General features: G+C 56.9%; 18 protein-coding genes. 7 read left to right on the top strand and 11 right to left on the bottom strand.

All coding sequences use genetic code 11. The annotated features are described in order from the left end of the window. Window positions 1-200: 200 nt before the first annotated feature. Together IEN85_RS22755 and IEN85_RS22760 are read right to left on the bottom strand one after the other, a co-directional pair. Entirely contained in the window at window positions 201-701 is a 501-nt protein-coding gene (locus IEN85_RS22755) for a YbhB/YbcL family Raf kinase inhibitor-like protein (protein WP_191619418.1), read from the bottom strand. 268 nt (window positions 702-969) lie between these two features. Continuing rightward, window positions 970-2,091 carry a S1C family serine protease gene (locus IEN85_RS22760; RefSeq protein ID WP_191619419.1) on the bottom strand — a complete coding sequence of 374 codons (1,122 nt, stop codon included), beginning with the start codon at window positions 2,089-2,091 and terminating at the stop codon, window positions 970-972. A 171-nt stretch (window positions 2,092-2,262) separates the two neighbouring features. On the opposite strand from IEN85_RS22760, the gene IEN85_RS22765 reads away from it, so the two are divergent. Next, window positions 2,263-2,694 (top strand): Fur family transcriptional regulator, encoded by a 432-nt coding sequence (locus IEN85_RS22765; protein WP_191619421.1) that lies wholly within the window; start codon window positions 2,263-2,265, stop codon window positions 2,692-2,694. Here IEN85_RS22765 and IEN85_RS22770 read toward each other — a convergent pair. Continuing rightward, the gene (locus tag IEN85_RS22770; RefSeq protein ID WP_191619422.1) at window positions 2,691-3,557 is read right to left on the bottom strand and encodes an HDOD domain-containing protein; all 867 of its coding nucleotides are present in this window, start codon (window positions 3,555-3,557) and stop codon (window positions 2,691-2,693) included. The two genes, IEN85_RS22765 and IEN85_RS22770, sit on opposite strands and share 4 nt — an antisense overlap. Before the next feature lie 413 nt (window positions 3,558-3,970). Further along, window positions 3,971-5,638, bottom strand: coding sequence for a 2-isopropylmalate synthase (gene leuA, locus IEN85_RS22775; RefSeq protein ID WP_191619423.1), 1,668 nt, complete (start codon window positions 5,636-5,638; stop codon window positions 3,971-3,973). A 372-nt stretch (window positions 5,639-6,010) separates the two neighbouring features. Between leuA and IEN85_RS22780 the strand changes: the two genes are divergently transcribed. From IEN85_RS22780 to IEN85_RS22800, 5 genes are all read left to right on the top strand, one after another. Continuing rightward, window positions 6,011-7,000 carry an aldo/keto reductase gene (locus IEN85_RS22780; RefSeq protein WP_191619424.1) on the top strand — a complete coding sequence of 330 codons (990 nt, stop codon included), beginning with the start codon at window positions 6,011-6,013 and terminating at the stop codon, window positions 6,998-7,000. 28 nt (window positions 7,001-7,028) lie between these two features. After that, complete coding sequence (locus IEN85_RS22785; protein ID WP_191619425.1) at window positions 7,029-9,116, top strand: TonB-dependent receptor plug domain-containing protein; 2,088 nt, start codon at window positions 7,029-7,031, stop codon at window positions 9,114-9,116. A 70-nt stretch (window positions 9,117-9,186) separates the two neighbouring features. Then, a complete protein-coding gene (locus IEN85_RS22790) occupies window positions 9,187-9,780 on the top strand; it encodes a YiiX/YebB-like N1pC/P60 family cysteine hydrolase (RefSeq protein WP_191619426.1) in 594 nt (197 codons plus the stop codon). A gap of 60 nt (window positions 9,781-9,840) precedes the next feature. Then, complete coding sequence (gene tcdA, locus IEN85_RS22795) at window positions 9,841-10,641, top strand: tRNA cyclic N6-threonylcarbamoyladenosine(37) synthase TcdA (RefSeq protein ID WP_191619427.1); 801 nt, start codon at window positions 9,841-9,843, stop codon at window positions 10,639-10,641. 65 nt (window positions 10,642-10,706) lie between these two features. After that, window positions 10,707-12,068, top strand: a complete 1,362-nt coding sequence (locus tag IEN85_RS22800) for an MBL fold metallo-hydrolase (RefSeq protein ID WP_191619428.1) — start codon at window positions 10,707-10,709, stop codon at window positions 12,066-12,068. A 206-nt stretch (window positions 12,069-12,274) separates the two neighbouring features. Here the strand turns inward: IEN85_RS22800 and ruvC are convergent, their stop codons facing one another. Both ruvC and IEN85_RS22810 read right to left on the bottom strand, forming a co-directional pair. Beyond that, a complete protein-coding gene (gene ruvC / locus IEN85_RS22805; protein ID WP_191619429.1) occupies window positions 12,275-12,847 on the bottom strand; it encodes a crossover junction endodeoxyribonuclease RuvC in 573 nt (190 codons plus the stop codon). Between the two features lie 3 nt (window positions 12,848-12,850). Continuing rightward, entirely contained in the window at window positions 12,851-13,693 is an 843-nt protein-coding gene (locus tag IEN85_RS22810; RefSeq protein WP_318186884.1) for a sulfite exporter TauE/SafE family protein, read from the bottom strand. A gap of 8 nt (window positions 13,694-13,701) precedes the next feature. On the opposite strand from IEN85_RS22810, the gene IEN85_RS22815 reads away from it, so the two are divergent. Further along, complete coding sequence (locus IEN85_RS22815) at window positions 13,702-14,718, top strand: Gfo/Idh/MocA family protein (RefSeq protein ID WP_191619431.1); 1,017 nt, start codon at window positions 13,702-13,704, stop codon at window positions 14,716-14,718. A gap of 249 nt (window positions 14,719-14,967) precedes the next feature. Here IEN85_RS22815 and IEN85_RS22820 read toward each other — a convergent pair whose 3' ends face one another. The 5 genes from IEN85_RS22820 to IEN85_RS22840 form a co-directional block, all read right to left on the bottom strand. Then, the gene (locus IEN85_RS22820) at window positions 14,968-15,948 is read right to left on the bottom strand and encodes a hypothetical protein (protein ID WP_191619432.1); all 981 of its coding nucleotides are present in this window, start codon (window positions 15,946-15,948) and stop codon (window positions 14,968-14,970) included. A 131-nt stretch (window positions 15,949-16,079) separates the two neighbouring features. After that, window positions 16,080-16,847: a phosphoribosylformimino-5-aminoimidazole carboxamide ribotide isomerase gene (gene hisA, locus IEN85_RS22825; protein ID WP_191619436.1), complete on the bottom strand. Its 768-nt coding sequence runs from the start codon at window positions 16,845-16,847 to the stop codon at window positions 16,080-16,082. Window positions 16,848-16,867: 20 nt separating this feature from the next. Further along, complete coding sequence (locus tag IEN85_RS22830) at window positions 16,868-17,578, bottom strand: lysophospholipid acyltransferase family protein (protein ID WP_191619437.1); 711 nt, start codon at window positions 17,576-17,578, stop codon at window positions 16,868-16,870. Between the two features lie 161 nt (window positions 17,579-17,739). Beyond that, window positions 17,740-18,573, bottom strand: coding sequence for a glucosaminidase domain-containing protein (locus IEN85_RS22835; protein ID WP_191619438.1), 834 nt, complete (start codon window positions 18,571-18,573; stop codon window positions 17,740-17,742). 61 nt (window positions 18,574-18,634) lie between these two features. Further along, window positions 18,635-19,042 carry a hypothetical protein gene (locus IEN85_RS22840; protein ID WP_191619439.1) on the bottom strand — a complete coding sequence of 136 codons (408 nt, stop codon included), beginning with the start codon at window positions 19,040-19,042 and terminating at the stop codon, window positions 18,635-18,637. Window positions 19,043-19,221 lie beyond the last annotated feature (179 nt).

A 19,221-nucleotide genomic window follows, 5' to 3' on the forward strand; every position in this document is an offset into this window, starting at 1 on the left:
ACTTGAAACGCGCGTCGTTAATGATGAGAGGGGTTATCGACAGAATGTATTCCATTTATTTGATTAAAAATTGATGCGTCGAGGCGATGCCGCTGCTCGCCAGTCCGCGAATTCCCAAGCATAGGCTTTCGTACAAAAGGAAGAAGCCCCCGACGGACTGGCCGGGAGCTTCTCGAGAAACGGTTGTGGAACGAGTGCGCTTAGCTCTTCTTCGGTTTGTAGTATGACACGATGGAGGCCCTCGCGAGCTCATGTTGCATCACCATCATGAAGCTCGCTTGAGCGAGCGGCGTTTGCGGGGTGATTCCTAAGGACTCAACGTCGAGCGCGTATACGGTAAACAAATACGTATGCGTGAAATCTCCCAAGGGAGGGCAAGGTCCGCAGTAGGCGGCCATACCTGTATCGACTTCCGACATGAAGCTTTTTTCCGGCAACAGGTTCTTTTCAGGATTACCCGCTCCGCTTGGCAACTCACTCACTGAAGCAGGAATATCGAAAACAGCCCAATGCCAAAATCCGCTCGGGGTGGGCGCATCAGGGTCGTGGCAAATTACCGCAAAGCTCTTGGTGCCTTCGGGCGCGTTCTCCCAAGCGAGATGCGGCGAGACGTTTCCGCCGTTGTATCCAAAAATGTTTGCGAGTTGCTCGTCGGTGAAATTGCCGCCGAGGTCGTTGCTTCGTAACGTGAAGGTGCTCATGGATGGGTCTTTCTTTTGCTTTTCAATTTATAGGGCTGTCGCAGCGCGGTGTAAGTTATGTTCCCTACTTTTATTACATCTTGTAGGAAGCGACCTTGCGTCGCGATGGGTGACCGGTTGATCGCGACGCAAGATCGCTTCCTACGGAAAAATTGCAGGCTAAAATTATGCTAGGAACTACAATGACAATACACCAGATTATACGTTATTCCTTTGGGATCAAGAGTCGGATGGCTTCATTCAGCGCGCTAATGGGCTCCTCCAGTTGCTAGATGCGGACGAGCGTTATGTCCACGGTGTACTGTTGCCCGTCGCGGTAGAAAACGATATTTACCGTTTGCCCTTCTCTTTTCTGGTCGAAGGAATGGTAGAGGTCGTCTACCGTTTCAATCGCCTGTCCATCGATCGATTGTATCAAGTCTCCCAATACAATACGTCCGCTGCGATTGAGCTCCAGGCCGCGCAGGCCTGCAGCTTCAGCGGGAGACCCTTCCTGTACCGATTGAAGCATAACTCCTTTTAAGCCCAGTCGTTGCACGAAGGAGCCATCGCTGACAACGGTTACGCCGATGCCCGACCGGACTGGCTCCCCAAACTTGATGATCTGGTTGACGATGCGGGTAATGGTGTTGGAAGGGACGGCAAAGCCTATCCCAGTAGAGTCACGCAAGATGAGCGTATTCATTCCGATAAGACGACCATGGCTGTCGAGCAGCGGTCCCCCCGAATTGCCGGGATTGATCGCGGCGTCAGTCTGGATCATGTCGCGAATCGTTACGTTTTGCACGATCGAGGCCATGCTACGTCCCAACGCCGAAATCGTTCCGACCGTGAGCGTGTGGTCCAGCCCGAAGGGGTTGCCGATAGCGATGCTCTTTTGGCCGACCATTACCTTGGACGAATCAGCGACTGTTTCGCCCAGCGGAGTGATATTGGTTCCGCGCAAGTCGATCTTGAGCACAGCCAAGTCCTTCTTGGGCTCTTCTCCTATTTTCTGGGCCTCGTAGGTCTTCCCGTCGATCAGCGTTACGGCGATACGGTTCGCCCCGGCGACGACGTGGTAATTCGTAACAATGTGCCCGGACCTGTCCCAGAGGAAGCCAGAGCCGGACCCCTGCGGAACCTCGGACACGCTCCAGGTGCGGCGGTCGAATTGGTTTTGCAGGTTGTAAACAAAAACGACCGAGGGAGACGCCTTTTGGAAAATCGCGATGGTGTTGCGTTCCCCTGGCAGCAAATCGCCAGCAGCGGGGATGGATGGAACCTCGACGTGCAGGGTGCCCCCTTTGCGCTCGAACATCTGTCTCGCAACGAAGGTTATGAGAAAAACCGTGATTGCGAATATGAGCAACGGTAGGACGATGCGGTAAGGACTGCGACCTTCTGACATTTTGGATGGAATCGTTTCAGAATGCCTCGGCCTTCGGATAGCTGGCGCGAGGCAATACGAAAGTCGTTGAGCAACAGCGTCGAATCAAGTCCCAAGAGGCAAGATGAGCCTGCTCGCCTTCTTTTTGGTTGTGGAGAGCTTTGACGGCACTAGCGTTCGCATTATTCGCAGATGGATAAGCCAGAGCAAAAGTACGAGGGCGCGATAAACTCACTGAAGAAGGACCGGTATCGAATCACCGAACCGCGCAAAGCCCTGCTTCGGCTGCTGGTGGAGAGCCAGAAACCGCTCTCCGCTGAAGAAGCCCACTTGGCCTTGGGGGTGGAAAACCATGATTTGGTCACGGTGTACCGCAATTTGGAGATTTTCGAAAGCGCAGGCATCGCTACGCGTATCCCCACCGAATCAGGGAAGTCGCTCTACGAACTGAATGCGGAGGAGCATCACCATCACCACATCATTTGCCGCAAGTGCCACAAGGCTGAGAAGCTGGACCACTGCGAAGTGGAGAAGCTCGAGACCCTGGCCACTAAGCTTGGCTTCACGGAAGTGACCCACGTGCTTGAACTCTACGGCGTGTGCGGCGATTGCCGCGCGGACTAGCAGCTCAGGATTGCTTCGGTCGAGGCAACAACTTCGTCGAGGCGATCGGAAAAACTGTCTATCATATCGAGACTTAGCCCGGATCGTCGCCATACCTCTTCGTACATTTTGGGCTTAAAGGCGGAGACGGGCTGTCGGGAACTGGCGCAGCAAATGTAGTCCGCGATGTAGACGAGGTCGACCAAGGGATAGAAGAGGCGCCGGCGCAATTCGATCGGGTTGTGGTGGTAACCTGCGACGCATTGCAGCTCCTCCGGCAGGTTCCATTTCTTGAAGAGGATACGCCCCACATCCTGGTGGGTAAAACCGAACTCCCGATACTCCACCTCTTGAATGGGGAGCCCTTCCGCGATTGCGGTCTCCACGGTCCTAACCATTTCCGGAGCGAAGCCCTGCACAAGCGCCAAAAGGCCGATGTCGTGCAGAAGGCCTGCCGTGTAGAGCAGCTTGGGATCGACGATCGTCTTCAAGTGGCGAGGCGTGGCGAGGTAAACGTCTTCGGAAAGGGTGGCCACAGCGAGGCTGCGTTTCCAAAAGCAGCAGAGGTCGAGGCAGCTGCTATCTATATCGATCTTCTTGATTACGCCCAGAGCGAGCGAGCTTTCCACGACCTTCCGCAGTCCGAGGAGCTGCGCCGCTCCCTCGATGGTGGATATTTCGTCTCCCGCGCTGTTGTACAACGAAGAGTTCGAAAGCTTGAGCAAGCTGGCCGCCAGTTCGGAGTCCCTTTTCGCCACTTCAACAACGTCCTCAATATCGGAATGCGGATCGTTCGCGATACGCTGCAACTGCATGAAGGAGTCGGGCAAGTTGGCGAGGGCGAAGCCGCTGGTGAGAAAGTCGATGACCTGTTGCCTTGTCATTCTCAAATCCTTGGGGCCTCCTTCGCCGTGCTCCACTGCGGTGGGCGATTGGCGTGGCTGAGGCTGTACTGAAACAAGCCTGCGGTGATTCTGTGGGAAATCATCGGTACCATTGTATTCTAAGAGTTGGATTAGCAGTACGTCCGTAAGGCCGTACCGAGAAGTACTTCGGATCCTGCGCTTATTGCCTAAGCCACATTAGCATAGTTTCAGGGATAGACGGGATAATTCGTACTTTTTACGATTTCACGTCGCTTTAGCTGAGGTCGATACCCCCTCCCCTTATCCTCCTTTTTCGGATAGTCCCGAAGGATTTCGACCCAGCCTTGGCTACATCCGAGCCGGGAGGCAGAAAAAAGTCCGGCCTCTTGAGGAGACCGGACTGGTGAGTTTGTGTTAGCTGTTTCTGCCTCTTAAGCCTTAACCAAGCGATTGAGGGCACTGACTACGCCGCGAATGGAAGCCATCGATATGTTGGTATCGATTCCGGCTCCAAAGCAACTCGTCCCAGTCGGTCCCTTTAGTTCTATATAGGAAACCGCCTCCGAACGCGCGCCTTTTGAAAGCGAGTGCTCGCTGTAGGAAAGCAGCTCGAAGTCCGAGTAGCCGATGCTGGCGACCGAATCGACGAAGGCAGCGATGGGGCCGTTTCCGGTCCCTCGCAGGTTTTGCTCGACGCCGTTGTGGCGAACCACGGCCCAACCTTCGACCGTCTTGTCGTCCAGGCGCTCCGATCGGTATTCGATCACATCGAGCGGTTCGCGTATCCGAATGTATTCGTTTTGAAAACACTCGTAAACGCCGGCTGGGGTAATTTCCTCACCCGTTTCGTCGGCGATCGCGTTAACCACTGCGCCCAGTTCCTTGTGCATGGCCTTAGGCATATTGAACCCGTATTCCTTCTCCATGATGTAGGCGACACCACCCTTGCCGGATTGGGAATTGATACGAATGATGGCCCGGTAGCTACGGCCGAGGTCCTTCGGGTCGATGGTCATGTAGGGCACTTGCCAAAGCGCCTTTTCGTCGGCTGGCATCTGGGCAAAGCCCTTCTTGATCGCGTCCTGGTGGGAGCCTGAGAAGGCGGTGAACACCAGATCGCCTCCGTAAGGGGAGCGCGGCGGCACGTCCATCTTGGTTACCCGTTCGTAAACCTCGCGGATGTCGTTGAGGTTGGAGAAGTCCAGCTCGGGGTCGAGGCCTTGCGTGTACATGTTCAAGGCCACGATCACGATATCCAGATTTCCGGTACGTTCGCCGTTGCCGAAGAGCGTTCCTTCCACCCGATCCGCTCCTGCCAAGAGGCCAAGCTCGGTGGCAGCAACGCCCGTTCCCCGGTCGTTGTGCGTGTGCAAGCTGATGACGACGCTATCGCGGCGGGAGAAGTTCCGGCAGAACCATTCGATTTGGTCAGCGTGAACGTTCGGGGTGAAGAGCTCTACGGTTGCGGGAAGATTCAAAATCATCTTCCGCTCCGGCGTTGGCTCCCACACGTCCGCCACCGCTTCGCAGCACTCGAGAGAAAACTCCAGCTCCGTGTCGGAAAAGCTTTCAGGAGAGTATTGCAGCACGATTTCAGTGCCGGGCAAGGTTGGAACCAGCTCCTTCACCAAACGCGCCCCTTCCACCGCGATGTCGCGTATCTCCTCCTTGGAGGATCCGAAGACCACGCGGCGCTGCAACGGGTTGGTGGAATTGTAGATATGCACGATCGCACGCTTGACTCCCTCAAGGGATTCGAAGGTGCGGCGAATCAAGTGCTCGCGACATTGCACGAGCACTTGAATGGTGACGTCGTCCGGTATCAACTTGTCCGATACAAGGCGACGGAGGAAAGCGAACTCCGTTTCGGAAGCGGACGGAAAGCCCACCTCGATCTCCTTGAAGCCGATGTTTACCAGCGTCTTGAAAAGCTCGACCTTTTCCTCGACGTTCATGGGAATCGCTAGCGACTGGTTACCGTCGCGTAGGTCTACGCTGCACCAGATAGGGGCCTTGTCGATGGTGCGACTTGGCCATTGGCGATCAGGCAGATCGATTACCGGATAGGGTCGGTACTTGCTGATGGGCTTTTTTTGCATGGCATTTTATCGGTTGTGAAAACGAACGTCTCTAAATGGGAGGGGCAATCCCAAAAGGTGCCGGGCCGAAACTCTGTAAAACCGATTTTAGCAGCTCCTCACCGAGGAGCGATGATACATACGCACGTCCCGACAGCCCCTATTCTTAAGCGAGGAATAGGCTGTCTAGCTTGCTAAGTCGTAGCTTCGTTAGGACGTTAATCTTCATCAGAGGATGGGGAACACAACCGCTCCCCTTGCTCCTGTCAAGGTTCGAGGAGTCTTCCGGCGTCCCTCGCTTCCCCGCCTGTTTTCATCTGTGAGAGCAAACAGTTGAGTTTCCCTGTCCCGGAATGAGTTTGCTCAGCGTTTCCGGCCTCCTACTGTACCACCATGCAATTCAATCCATTCGGCAAAGACCAAAGCAAAATCTCGCGCGTCGGACTCGGCTGCTGGCAGCTAGGAAGCGACTGGGGCGAGCTGGACCTCGGCGAGGCCAAGGCCATTCTCAAGGCCTCCGTAGACAGTGGGGTAAGCTTTTTCGATACCGCCGACGTTTACGGCGGAGGAAGGTCGGAGGAGATCATCGGCTCCTTCCTTTCCGAGGCTGGCTTACAGGACGAGATTTTCGTGGCGACCAAGCTAGGTCGTTTCGGCGACCTCTATCCCGACAACTACACCTCTCAAAGCGTACGAGCTCGCGTCGAAGAGTCATTGACGCGTCTCAAGACGGATGCTCTCGACTTGGTCCAACTGCACTGCATCCCGACGGACGTGATGCGAGGAGACGAGGTTTGGTCCATCCTCGATTCACTTGTTGAAGAAGGAAAAATCAAGCGTTTCGGCGCTTCGGTGGAAAGCATGGAGGAAGCGCTTCTATGCATCGAGAAGGCTCCGGGCCTGAGCTCCTTGCAAATCATCTTCAACATCTTCCGCCAAAAGCCGATCCGCAAGCTCTTCGACCTCGCTCAGAAGAAGCAGGTAGGCGTGATCGCCCGCGTTCCCCTCGCCTCTGGCTTGCTTAGCGGTAAGTTCTCCGTGGATACGACTTTCGGAGCTTCGGACCATCGCAACTACAACAAAGACGGTGCCGCCTTTAACGTTGGCGAAACCTTTGCGGGCCTGCCCTTCGAGAAAGGAGTCGCTCTCGCCGACCAGCTCAAGCCAATGGTTCCTGACGGACTTACGCTCGCACAAATGGCCTTGCGCTGGATTCTCGACTACGATGCGGTATCGGTAGTCATCCCCGGAGCCACTCGCGTCGAGCAAGCTCGAGGCAACGCGGCCATTGCGGACCTAGAGCCCCTATCGCCGGAGCTGCACCAAAGCTTGCGCGACTTTTACAAGAACGAGGTCCGCGACCACATTCGAGGCCCCTACTAAAACACGCCTGACCCATTTGCTCAGCCCTATGCGAAAAAACTGCGCTTTCGCGCTAATCGGCGCCCTCGCTGGGTTTGCCTCACTCGAGGCCCAGGAGGATACCTTCGAACTGAATCCGCTCCTCGCTAGCGCTGAGCGGATCCAGCTGAACCAAAGCTATTCCCAGGCGGCTGTATCGAAGCTAGGGATACGCGAGTTCGAACTCGGGCAGTTTCGCGATATTGCGGATTCGCTCGCTATCTACCCGGGGATCGCTTCCTTTCGGCGTACGAACTCGCTGGCGGCCCATCCTACGACCCAAGGGGTTCGACTCCGAAACTTCGGAGCCAACGCGAGCTCGCGAGCCTTGGTTCTCTTCGATGGCGTACCGCAAAACGACCCCTTCGGCGCTTGGGTATATTGGCACCAATACGACCTTACGCAGCTTGACGCCCTCCATATTTACCCAAGCGGCATTGCGGAGACATGGGGAAATATGGCCTCCGGCGGACTTGTTTCTATGGTTGCCAAGGAAGCGGCTGCAGGAGCTCGCCTGTTTCAAGCAAGCATTGGCAGCGCCGAGAGCTACGACCTGAAGGCCTACGCTGCCTATGCTGCAGGCGACGAGGCTGTATTTGACATTGGAATACGCAGATTCGATAGCGATGGGTTTCACACCTTGGCGGAAAGTCAAAGAGGTACCGTAGACGAAGCAGCCTATTCCTCTGCCGCAATTCTGAACACCCGAGTGAGCTGGAAGCCTAACGAAGCTTGGAAGTCCCAGCTCAGCCTTCGACTCTTCGACGAGGAGCGAGGCAACGGCACTCCACTTGGAAGAAACGACACGGAGGGCTTGGACCTTTCTTGGGTTGCGGAGCGTGAAATCCCAGATCAAGACGCGACCCTGAACCTGAGTCTCTACCTGCAAGACCGAACGTTTCGCAATGTATTCACCTCAGTGGAGGACGATCGCAATTCAGAACGCCCTGCCCTCGATCAATACGATGTTCCAGCCGAAGCCCTAGGAGGCGCTTTAGTCTATCGAAGCGAATTCGACCTCGGCCTGCGATACGCAGCAGGGGTAGATTTTCGTATGTTGGAGGGTGCGGTCAACGAACGCTATCGCAACTTAGGATCGGGCTTCACTCGCGAGCGCTATGCGGGAGGCGAGCAGGACTTTATTGGATTGTTCACTCAATTTGAAACCGAACTGAGCGACCGTGACACGCTGACGGGAACGATTCGCTTGGAGGACTTAAAAAGCGAGGAAGGGCGTCGCACCGAGACGGATACAGAGAACGGCAACCTTTTGCTCGACGAAGCCTACGCTGACTCGACGCGTACGGTACTGAGCGGAAACTTGAATTGGACCCATAAGCTGACTGAAAATTCAAATACGCAGTTCGCCCTCTTTAGCGGATACCGCTCGCCCACTTTGAACGAGCTCTATCGCCCCTTTCGCGTTCGCAACGATATCACCGAAGCGAATCCCGAATTGGCGAACGAACGCCATCAGGGCTTAGAAATTTCCTATCACCACCATTCCGCGGATGGGCTCAGCGGTCTGCGCCTTTCAGGCTTCTTCTACGAGGCGAGCGAAATGGTAGCCAACGCCCTTCTCACCACCGAATCCGGTTTCGACCCGCGTTTTGGGTTCATCCCTCCAGGAGGCTCCGGCAGCGCCCGCGTAAACTTGGACCGTAGCCATGTATCAGGAATCGAGTTACAAGCGAAGCGCCAACTGAGCCAGTCACTGCGAGCCACATTGACCGCAGTTTATGCGGAAACTGAAATTCGAAACGACGAACTGGAAGAGCTGCAGGGCAATGCTTTCCCCCAATCCGCTCCCTGGAAAGCTGTTGCTGGCCTCGAGTGGAAGGCCAAGGACTCTCTAACGCTCTGGACGAATTACCGCTGGTACGACCGCAGCTGGGAAGACCTCGGCAACACCCGCAGGCTGGGAGCGACCGCGGATCTGTCTCTCGGCGCCCACTTCGAAATCGACGCCCAACGCAGCCTTTCCCTGCACCTTAGCAACGCTTTCGACGAGCGGAACGTTAGTGGAATCGCCAGCAACGGCTTGGTGACCATTGACGAACCAAGAGAGTTTCAAGTGACCTTCACTTGGAAAAAGTAGCCAAAGGAGGAACGCATATGCCTGCTTCAGTGTCGCAGGACCGAGCTCGTACCCCCTCCTAATTCCTCAAATGAAATTCCTGCTCGTTCCACTCGCCGCTTTCCTCGCTCCGCTGCTTGTAGCTGAAGACTACGAGCCGCAGGTGGGAGACATCTATTTCCAGTCCTTACTTCCCTCCGCCTTGGTGGAAGCGATCGAAGGCGTTACGGAGTCTCCTTACAGCCACTGCGGCATCCTCAACCAAGTTGACGGAAAGTGGGTGATTCACGAGGCGATTGGCCCGGTGCGCGCGGTTCCGCTCACTACCTGGATCATGCAAGGCGTTGCCCAGGACTACGACGTCTACAGGCTTAAGCCCGAGTACCGCGACCGCATAGAGGAACTGCTCGCCGCCACGGAGCCTTACATGGGACGCCGCTACGACATCCAGTACGATTTCGACGACGAAAAGATCTATTGCTCCGAACTGATCTTCAAAGCCTTCCGCTCGGTGTACGGCGAGGACCTCGGAAAAGTGGTTACTCTGGGCGACCTCAACTGGAAACCCCATGAAGCCTTCATCCGACATATCGACCCCAGCCTGCCCTTGCAGCGTAAGATGATCACCCCTCGCCACTTGGCCGAAGCCGTTCAGCTCGAGCAGGTCTTCGAGTCCCTCGAGTGAAAAAGCGCGCTTGCCAGAACCCGCAAGATCCGCACTAAGGACAGCCTCTTACGCGGGCAAATGGCAGAAACGCAGGCAAATTACGACTTTCGCTTCGGCGGCATCGGCAGGCTCTACGGAGCGGCTGCGCTGCAGCGTTTTCGCGCGGCCCACGTTTGCATCGTTGGAATCGGTGGCGTCGGTTCCTGGATCGTGGAAGCCTTGGCCCGCAGCGGTATCGGCAAGCTCACCCTTGTCGACTTGGACGACATTTGCGAAAGCAACATCAATCGCCAGATCCACGCACTGGACGGATTGATCGGCGCTTCCAAGATCGAGACGATGGCCCAACGCTGCCGCGCCATCAATCCAGAGTGCGAAGTGTCGACTCTTCACACCTTCCTTACCGCCAAAAACGTAGACGAGATCCTTGCAGCCGGATTCGACTACGTGGTCGACGCCATCGACAGCACCAATCATAAGGTTGCCCTCATCGCGGCTTGCAAGCAGTCGGAAACGCCGGTCCTCACCATCGGCGGAGCCGGTGGACGGATCGATCCCACGCAAGTTCAGATTTGCGACTTGGCTCGCTCGATCAACGACCAGTTGCTCAAGAGAGTGCGCAAGCAACTCCGCCAGCAACACGGTTTTCCTCGCCAGAAGAAACGCAAGTTCCACATCGATTGCGTCTTTTCGCCGGAGGAACCCTTGTATCCGGAATCTTGCGACATTGACGGCGAGGAAGAGCTAGGCTCCAAGAGCGTGCGCTTGGACTGCTCCAGCGGCTACGGAGCTGCTACCCACTTAACGGGAACCTTCGGCTTTTTCGCGGCTTCGCAAGTACTGAAGTCCCTAGCAGGGATCGAGGCCGGCTCCGAATAGGGCTGCTTGCAAATGCCTTGACCGCTGAGGGGCTTTCCCTCTCCATCCTGCCCTTTTCCAGAGGCATGAAAATCACGGATTTAAACAGAGAAGGAGGCATCGGCTCGAATTCCATGCTCGTAGAGGCAGGGAGCTACAATTTCGTGGTCGACGCTGGTCTGCATCCGAAGATGACCGGGAAGGAGGCGATGCCCGATTTCGATCATATCGGAGACCGTGAAATCGATTTTGTAATCGTGACGCATTGCCATCTGGACCACATCGGTTCCCTACCCGTGCTTTTGGCTCGCCACCCCAAGGCCCGCGTCTTCATGAGCTTGCCCAGCCAAATGCTGGTGGAACGCATGCTGCACAACTCCTGCAACGTGATGAAGCGGCAAAAGGAGGAGAAGCGCATACCTGAGTATCCACTTTTTACGCACGAGGATATCGATGGGATTGCGGGCCGCTTCGAGCCTCTAAAGTACAAGCAGCCGCTGCAACTCAACCGCAACGGCGAGGCCCTCACCATCACGCTCTACCAAGCGGGCCACGTCGCGGGCGCGGGCGGATTTCAGATCGAGCACGGAGGCAAGACGGTATTCTTTACGGGCGACGTTCTTTTCGACGATCAACGCGTCCTCAACGGAGCGCGTTTTCCGAAAGCCAAGAAGTTCGACGCTATGGTGATCGAAACCACCCGCGGCGAAACCGAGCGCACGGAAGGAACGACGCGCGAAAGCGAAGTGAAGCGACTCCTTAAGAAGGTGGGTGAAACGATTCGCCGCGGCGGGTCGGTGCTCATCCCCGTTTTCGCCCTCGGTCGCATGCAGGAGCTGCTGACCTTGCTCAACGATGCCCGCAAGGATGGACGCCTCCCTCGCTGCCCCGTCTACGGAGCCGGCCTCGGACTCGATATCGCAGACTACTTCGACCACATAACCAAGCGAACCCAGCTAATCAGCTATACCCGCAAGGTGACCAAGGAGCTGCGACTCAAGCGCCCGCCTCGCAAGCTCGTGCCCGGCAAGGAGCCAGGAGAGCCGGGCGTGTTCGTGCTGAGCAGCGGAATGTTGGTGGAACGTACCCCCAGCTACCAGCTCGCATCCACGATCCTAGGAAGCTCGCGCAACGCGATTTGCTTCGTCGGCTACTGTGACCCGGATACGCCGGGCGGTCGTTTGCTAGAGACCAAGCCAGGGCAAACGTTTCTCTTCGACGTGCTCGACTACCAGTGCCCTGTGCTTGCGGAAGTCGATCGCTACGAGATGAGCGGGCACGCCGATCGAGAGGAGATTTTGGAATTCGCCCTCGCGGCTGAGCCCAAGTCCATCGTTTTGACGCATGGAGACCCAGGCGCCCGCGAGTGGTTCAGCCAAGCGCTCGAAGCCGCCGACCACCCCGTCAACGTGATCGACCCGGAACCGCTGAAGGCGGTCGAGATCTGAGCGCAGGCCGCTGGTGCGCTGACATTGCAGTTCCTGGCTTCTTTCTTACCTGCTATTCTTCCGTAGGAAGCGACCTTGCGTCGCGATCAACCGATCTCCAATCGCGACGCAAGGTCACTTCCCACAGGATGTAAAAAACAGCAAGGAACTGAGCTTTCATCACGCGAAGCCTGTCGTCTTGACGTAATGGTCGCCCCTCAAGGCAACTAGCCAGTGAAAGCGTGCGTCATGGCCACGGCGGCGGCGTCAGATTCGTCCAGCTCCAGCAAGGCGCCGTGTCCCAGCAAGGTTCGAACCGTCTTTGCTACCTGTTCCTTGGAGGCGCGACCATTGCCGACCACAGCTTGCTTAACCCTCAATGGCGGGTACTCGAAAACTTCCTTGCCTCGCATTGCGGCGGCCGCGATCGCAGCTCCGCGAGCGGCTCCCAGAATTTGGGCAGTCTGGTAGTTTTGCACGTAGATCGTTTGCTCCAGAGCAACCACGTCGATTTCGTAGGTATCCAAAAGATGGAGCATTTTTTCGCAAATATTGCCCAAGCACTGCGGCATGCTCACCTTTGCTCGCTGTTTCAGCGTCTCGCTTCGCAGTAAGGTTTGTCGGCCACCGCTGGCAAACTCCACCACCGCGAAGCCCGAGCCGCGCAGACTCGGATCGACTCCAAGGATGGTTCCCACGTACTTCTTCTTCACCAAGGAAGCCATGGCTCCCAGATTGGAGTTCACGGCCTTTCCTTCGACCTTCGCTTTCCACAAATCTCTTACTCCCTTGCGCGCCATAGCTTAAAAAGAAATGAAGAGCATGTAGGCCACCGCCGCAACTGTCAGCCAAAAGGCGATGCGTTCGAACCAAGCCTGGCTAATTTTCTTGGCGAACAGATAGCCGCAAACGCTTCCAAGCAGCACGAAGGGCAGCAGCTTTAGGTTCGCCTCCAAGCTGCCCCAGTTGACCAGTCCTTGCTCGTGCAAGAAGGGTACTTTGAAGATGTTGAGGAAGGTGAAGAAATAGACGCTCGTGCCCATGAAGGCCATTTTCGGCAGACGCATGGACAAGAGGAACAGGATCATGATCGGGCCAGCCGCGTTCGCCAAGGTCGATACAAAGGCGGCGATCACGCCGATCGTAGCCGCAGCCCCGTAGCTATGAGGCAATGCCTCGTTGACTCGTTTCGGGTACTTTTCGCGCAGCACGTGCAAGCAGAGCATCACGGCCAATACGATACTGATGACTAGCCGCGCTTGGTTCTCCTGCATGGCTCCCAAGGTCAGCCAACCGATTACCACTCCAGCCACCGCCCATGGCACCAAGCGAACGATGTGCTTCCACTCCGCATGCTTGCGATAGATCAACAAGGCGCAGAGGTCGCCCGCGATCAAAAGCGGCAGGCCGAAACCTACCGCTTCTTTCGATTCCATCAGTATCTGAAAAATCGCTACATTGAGAATTCCAAGCCCAGGCACGCCGCTCTTGCTCAATCCAATGATCAAGGCAGCCAGCGCAAACATTGCCCATCGCCATAACTCGAAATCCATGGGCACGAAGGAGACTGATGACCGCCGAAAGGCAAACGTAAATCCAGCCGTCACACGATCAAGTCTCGCCAAACTTTGGCCGGACCTCAACATCGCTTGCCATGCCGAAACTACGTTGGGGAATACTGTCCACTGGATTTATCGCAGGTCGCTTCGCCGAGGGAGTTGCCAGCTCGAACTCCGGAAAGCTCGTTGGGGTATCCAGCCGCAACCTGGAGACGGCGCAGGAATTCGCCGCTAAGCACGGGAACTGCTCCGCTTACGGCAGCCATGCGGAGCTGCTGGCTCGCGACGACCTCGACGCGGTCTATGTCGCGTCCCCCCACCCCTTTCACGCAGAGATGGCGATTGCTGCAGCCGAAGCCGGCAAGCATATCCTTTGCGAGAAGCCGATCGCCATGAATAGCCAGGAAACGGAAGCCATTATCGCGGCGGCCGAAAAGGCGGTGGTCACGCTTGTCGAAGCCTACATGTACCGCTGCCATCCGCAGACTGCCAAAGTCGCCCAACTCATTCGGGAAGGAGCCATCGGTGAAGTGAAGCTGGTGCAAGCCGCTTTCGGCTTTCATGCCCCATTCGATCCTGAAGGGCGACTCTTTGCGAAGCAACTTGGCGGCGGCGGTATTTTAGATGTCGGCGGCTACCCGGCATCCTTCGCGTGCATGGTGGCAGACCTCGCCAACGGCGGGAGCGAAACGGCCGTGACATGCAGCGGAGGCCTCGGCCAGATCGATCCCCGTTGCGGGACCGATACCCTAGCGATCGCCAACCTCGATTTCTCCAGCGGACTGCGCGCTCAAATTTCCTGCAGTACCCAGCTGGCCCAAAACAACCATGTTCGCATCTACGGCAGCGAAGGCTGGATCGACATCGCCGAACCTTGGATCGTATCTCCCCGAGGCGGAGTTTGGAGCTTCCACCACTACCGTTCCGACGCTTCGAAACCTGACATCGTCAGCGGACAAGATAGGCGGGAGCTTTACGGAGTGGAAGCCGACACCTTTGCCCAGCTGGTGGCGGGCGAGCGTCCAAATGCTCCTTACATGACGCTCTCCGACACGCGGCGTACCAACCAGATCCTCGAGGATTGGCAGAAGCAGCTGGCTCAGGCGAAGTAATGGCTAGCAAACATCGCTACTGCGAAATTTGCCCACTCACGCGTCGAAACGTAGCGCCGCCCTTTAGCCGTCGTCCGCAGAAATTCGTACTGCAGAGTCGGCGCTTGCGCCGCACCGCGATGGAAGATCATTCCTGACGCGGCGTGTCGCGAGCGACAGCCCTACAACTTTATGTTAGGATCATGAACTGCGGACGCTGGCTAAATCTCCGCGCTACGTCGCATGCGACCTTCGACGCATGACATGCGGCTAGTTGCCGGAGCGGAATTGCTCGAGGGAAGACTTCTTCTTTTTGCCAGCGGCTGACTTCGTCTCCTCGGGCACGTAGTTGGCGGGATTTCCCTTCAGCCAGCTGCCGCAGTAGTAGACTACGCCATTGTCCTCGTAGGTTTCGAATTCAGTGAGGCGGTATCCATCGTTCACATACGTAGAATTCTTGTTGTAGAATTCGTCTGGAAGCAGGTCGAACGCGAACTGGCTCTCTTGCCACTCTTTTCGCTTCACCCACTCCGCTCCAAACACGAAGTCGCCTTCGAAATTGTAGCCCTCGATGTCGAGCAAGCGAAACCCTGCCTCGTCAAGCGTGCGGGCGACTTCGCTGAATCGATTCTTTTGAATGCCGCGGTAGAAGCGAACCTCGTGGCCGTCGTTCTTCATCCAGACGCCAGCGTGACGGAACTTGCCGTTGGCCTCGTAAGCTTCGAAGTCGACGAGCCGGAAGCCTCGGTCCGCCATTTCCCCGTAGCGGTTCGAGAAGGCAAGACTCTCCATGCCGAAGTAAAATTCAGTCTCCAAGCCCTCCTGGCCCTTCATCCAAATACCGGAAAAATGCAAGGTGGCTCCGAAGCGATCGATCTCGAACTCGACGAGCGAATAGCCGTTTTCCACGTGGCCTTCGTGCTTTTCCAGAAACTCCGCCACAGGAAGCGACATTTCCACCTGCCAGACTTCGTCGGCGCTCAGCTTTGTCCAAATCGTGGATACCGTGGTGGAACGGCCGCTGCGGTAGGTTTCGATGTCCGCAATACGGAATCCCTCTTTGATCTTGGAGTTGAAGGCGGAGGCGAAGGCAGCCTTGTCCAAACCGGATTTGAACTCCCACTCGGTCTCGGTCTCCTTGAAATCGGAAGCGTTTGCGACAGCAGCGGCAGCAAGCGCGCCTGTGGTCAAGGCGATCCGGGAAAAGTAAGTGAATGGTTTGGTCCGTGCGGAGCGTACGAGCTGTTTCATAAATGCGATCCTCCAAGAGTTCGCTAATAGGATCGGTCCAAGGGATTCCTACTGTAGAGCGGATACCACTCAAATTCGCATAGGTGGCAGCCCCTGCCCGCCCGCAGGAAGCCCCGCCGTGAGCGGCTGGCTCAGGAGTTGCGGCGGCGGTGCCAAGCCAGCACGTCCTCGTAGGCGACTTGTCCTCCAAAAATGTCCAAGGCGCTGCCGATGGTGAGATCGACCTTTCCGCCGCCCAGCGACTCCACCTTATCTAAATCTTCCAGGCTTCGAGCTCCACCAGCGTAAGTCATTGGCAATTGGCAATTTGCCCCGAGCATACGCACGAGATCTTCCTCGATGCCACTCATTCGCCCTTCCACGTCAACACCGTGCACGAGAAACTCGCTGCAGTGCTTGCCTAGCGCTTCGATGGTCTCGGCATTCACGCAGGTGTCCGTAAAATGCTGCCAGCGATCGGTGACGACCCAGTACTTTCCGTCGCGAGCGCGACAGCTCAAATCGAGTACCAAGCGCTCCCGTCCCGTTTCCGAGACAAGTTTCTCCAATCGTTCGAAATCGACTTTTCCGTCGCGGAACACGTAAGAGGTGACAATCACCTGAGACGCCCCCGCCTCCAGAAACTCGCAGGCATTTTCGGCGGTAACCCCGCCCCCGTACTGCATGCCGCCAGGATAGGCGGCGAGAGCGGACAGGGCAGCCTCCTTGTTGCCTGGGCCTAGGGCGATGACGTGCCCTCCCGTCAATTCGTCCCGCTGGTACATGCGAGCGAAATCCGCGGGAGCCATGGTGGACTCGAAGTTCGTCTGCACGCTGGCTTCCGAGCTGTCGGAAAGCGTGCCGCCCACGATTTGGACGACCTTGCCGTTTCTTAGATCAATACAGGGGCGAAAGCGCATGGCCTACTCAGATGCGAACTCTAGATGCGCTTGCAAACTTTCTTGAACGGCTCTTCCGCCGCTCGGCCCAGCGCGTCGAGCTCGACTTGCACCCGCTGGCGGTAGACTTCCAATTGCTCGTCGTCCGCGCGCCGCGGCACCTCGATCAGGTCGCCCACCGTGATCATAATGCGGGAGAAGGGTTTGGGAAAAATCATGCGGTCCCAGGAGCGGATTCGCCAATAGTCGCTAGCCCAGCACGAAACCGGCAAGATCGGCTTGCCGGTCATCTTGGCGAGGGCCGCCACGCCTACCTTAGCTTCGTAGACGGGGCCCTTAGATCCGTCGGGCAGGATGATGATGGAGTGCTTGTCCTTGACGATCGCTCGATAGAGCCCGCGCAAGCCGGAAGCTCCGCGGCGAGAGGAGGAGCCGCGCACGACTTTCGCTCCGGCATACTTGCCGATGGTGGCGCCAATCTCCCCGTCCTTCGAGTCGCTCGACATCATGGCTAACTTGAAGCGGTTCCGCAGCAAATAGCGATAAATGTAGGTGGCGAAGTAAAACATGCGGTTGTGCCAGCAGGCTACGACTACCGAATCGCCTCTCCCCACCAAGCCCAGCAGGTGCTGCGGATGGCCCACAACTCGCAAGCGGTAGGTAAAGCTGAAGACCTTGATCGCCGCCAGCGTAAGGAACGCGATGAGACGCGTCTTGCGGGGTACCTTGCTAAGTGTTTCGTCTGTAGCCATGTAGAAAAGGGGCTACAGTTCCAATCGCCCGAGCCCAACCGTCAAGGTTAGAGCGCGAGCATCGCTTCGCACAGCCTGCGCTCGATGCGCCCCCTTTCTGCGGACGCTTACCTACTTCGGGAGCTAGGGAGCTCGCGGATCTTGCCAATCATCCCCTTCGCCTAGCGGCTGTCGAGGCGGTTGGCGGCGATCATGCCGCGAACCTTGTCCACGTAGGTCCAACGCTCCTGGGAGTAGCGAACCAGCCCCGGAGCGAGGTCGCGTCCGCTGGGCTCGACGCCGTTTTCGCGGTGGGAGGCCCGAATGTCGCGCAAGGCTCCGTAGGCGGGCCCTGTGTTCAGGTTGCGAAGGTACGCCAAAAACGATTCGCGAGGGCTGCGGTAGACGGTGACTTCATGGGTCTTGCCGGGAGAGCGTCGCTTGGGGACCAATCCGCAACCGGGTTCGTAGCACCACATGCCGAAGAGGTTATTGCCTTGGCGAGCGAAGCGAGAAGTGCCCCACCCGCTTTCGATGGCCGCTTGAGCGAGGGCTAGGGACACCGGGATCGTATCCACGCGGTTGAGCAATTCACGAAAGGATTGGGCGCTTGCGGAGTCGACGGGATCCAGCTTGTAGCTCTCCCGCAGCTGGTTGAAGGATTCGAGGCGGCTTCCGCTCAAGCGCTGGTTCCTCTCGAAATACGCCTGCAGCTTGAGGACCTCAGCTCTTTCCTCGAGAATGTCGCCGTTGGCCTCGACCACGAAGGGCTCGAGAAAGTCGAAAAAGGCCTGCTTTCGCTCCTTGGTGGAGGTGATTGCCGCGAAGTTGGGCAGATGCACCTCTTCGTAGCGTTCTTCTTCGATGATGGTCTCGACCACGCTGAATACGGAATAGACAGCGATGAAAAGGAGGCTCAAGCCGGCGGCGGCGAACATCCAAGTCTGGTAGTCGCTCTTCTTGGCGAGGTCGACGCCCTGCAAGAAGGACATGTTTGGCTTGCGGATTGGACTCATGTTTCCCTGGTTCCCCTGGTGATCTGGCGACAGCTAAGCTGCTGCGGCGCGGACAAGGCGTCTACTTGACGCGTTTCAGATGCAGAAAGACCTCTCCATCCATCCAGTACTCGATGTAGTTGGCAGAGGTATTGACGAAGTCGGTCCAACCGTAGGGCGTCTTGCCCTGGTTGGCCGGCGATACGAGTTCGTAGCCTCCGTGGTGCCACTCGCGATAGCTGGCGAAGTAGTCGTTGGAGAGCTTTACGACGAGTTCCTTCTCCTTGTGCGCGGGAAACAATTGGAGATAGACGTTGTTCTCTTCGGCCACGTACTTGACGTCGCGAAGGATGGAGGCGTTGAAGGTAATCGCCTCGAACGGACCAAATTGCTTGCGACTACCGTCGCTCTCCGGCTCCCCGCCCGCCTTCAGGAGGCAGACCGGAGCGACGAGCGCCAGAAGCAAGATTGATACGAAGAGTCGTTTCATGGTGCTTTCATCCAACACGAAGAGTCGCCAGAAGTCAAAAGCCTAGGGTTCTGAACGTCCTGTAAGGGTTGGCCGGATGCCTATCCGTATTCGATACTAGCGTCCCCTTGCGTGACAGCGCCTATTTTTTGCGGATCCACGCCTTGCCAAACTTTGTGGGTGACAGTGAATGAGGAATC

The sequence above is a fragment of the Pelagicoccus enzymogenes genome, assembly GCF_014803405.1.
Classification (GTDB): Bacteria; Verrucomicrobiota; Verrucomicrobiia; order Opitutales; family Opitutaceae; genus Pelagicoccus; species Pelagicoccus enzymogenes.

Coding starts and splice junctions, on each gene's coding strand:
- hisA (WP_191619436.1), bottom strand. CDS start 16,847: ATGCGCTTTCGCCCCTGTATTGATCTAAGAAACGGCAAGGTCGTCCAA.
- ruvC (WP_191619429.1), bottom strand. CDS start 12,847: ATGGCGCGCAAGGGAGTAAGAGATTTGTGGAAAGCGAAGGTCGAAGGA.
- IEN85_RS22760 (WP_191619419.1), bottom strand. CDS start 2,091: ATGTCAGAAGGTCGCAGTCCTTACCGCATCGTCCTACCGTTGCTCATA.
- IEN85_RS22835 (WP_191619438.1), bottom strand. CDS start 18,573: ATGAGTCCAATCCGCAAGCCAAACATGTCCTTCTTGCAGGGCGTCGAC.
- IEN85_RS22780 (WP_191619424.1), top strand. CDS start 6,011: ATGCAATTCAATCCATTCGGCAAAGACCAAAGCAAAATCTCGCGCGTC.
- IEN85_RS22810 (WP_318186884.1), bottom strand. CDS start 13,693: ATGTTGAGGTCCGGCCAAAGTTTGGCGAGACTTGATCGTGTGACGGCT.
- IEN85_RS22840 (WP_191619439.1), bottom strand. CDS start 19,042: ATGAAACGACTCTTCGTATCAATCTTGCTTCTGGCGCTCGTCGCTCCG.
- IEN85_RS22800 (WP_191619428.1), top strand. CDS start 10,707: ATGAAAATCACGGATTTAAACAGAGAAGGAGGCATCGGCTCGAATTCC.
- IEN85_RS22820 (WP_191619432.1), bottom strand. CDS start 15,948: ATGAAACAGCTCGTACGCTCCGCACGGACCAAACCATTCACTTACTTT.
- IEN85_RS22785 (WP_191619425.1), top strand. CDS start 7,029: ATGCGAAAAAACTGCGCTTTCGCGCTAATCGGCGCCCTCGCTGGGTTT.
- leuA (WP_191619423.1), bottom strand. CDS start 5,638: ATGCAAAAAAAGCCCATCAGCAAGTACCGACCCTATCCGGTAATCGAT.
- IEN85_RS22755 (WP_191619418.1), bottom strand. CDS start 701: ATGAGCACCTTCACGTTACGAAGCAACGACCTCGGCGGCAATTTCACC.
- IEN85_RS22815 (WP_191619431.1), top strand. CDS start 13,702: ATGCCGAAACTACGTTGGGGAATACTGTCCACTGGATTTATCGCAGGT.
- IEN85_RS22770 (WP_191619422.1), bottom strand. CDS start 3,557: ATGACAAGGCAACAGGTCATCGACTTTCTCACCAGCGGCTTCGCCCTC.
- IEN85_RS22765 (WP_191619421.1), top strand. CDS start 2,263: ATGGATAAGCCAGAGCAAAAGTACGAGGGCGCGATAAACTCACTGAAG.
- IEN85_RS22790 (WP_191619426.1), top strand. CDS start 9,187: ATGAAATTCCTGCTCGTTCCACTCGCCGCTTTCCTCGCTCCGCTGCTT.
- IEN85_RS22830 (WP_191619437.1), bottom strand. CDS start 17,578: ATGGCTACAGACGAAACACTTAGCAAGGTACCCCGCAAGACGCGTCTC.
- tcdA (WP_191619427.1), top strand. CDS start 9,841: ATGGCAGAAACGCAGGCAAATTACGACTTTCGCTTCGGCGGCATCGGC.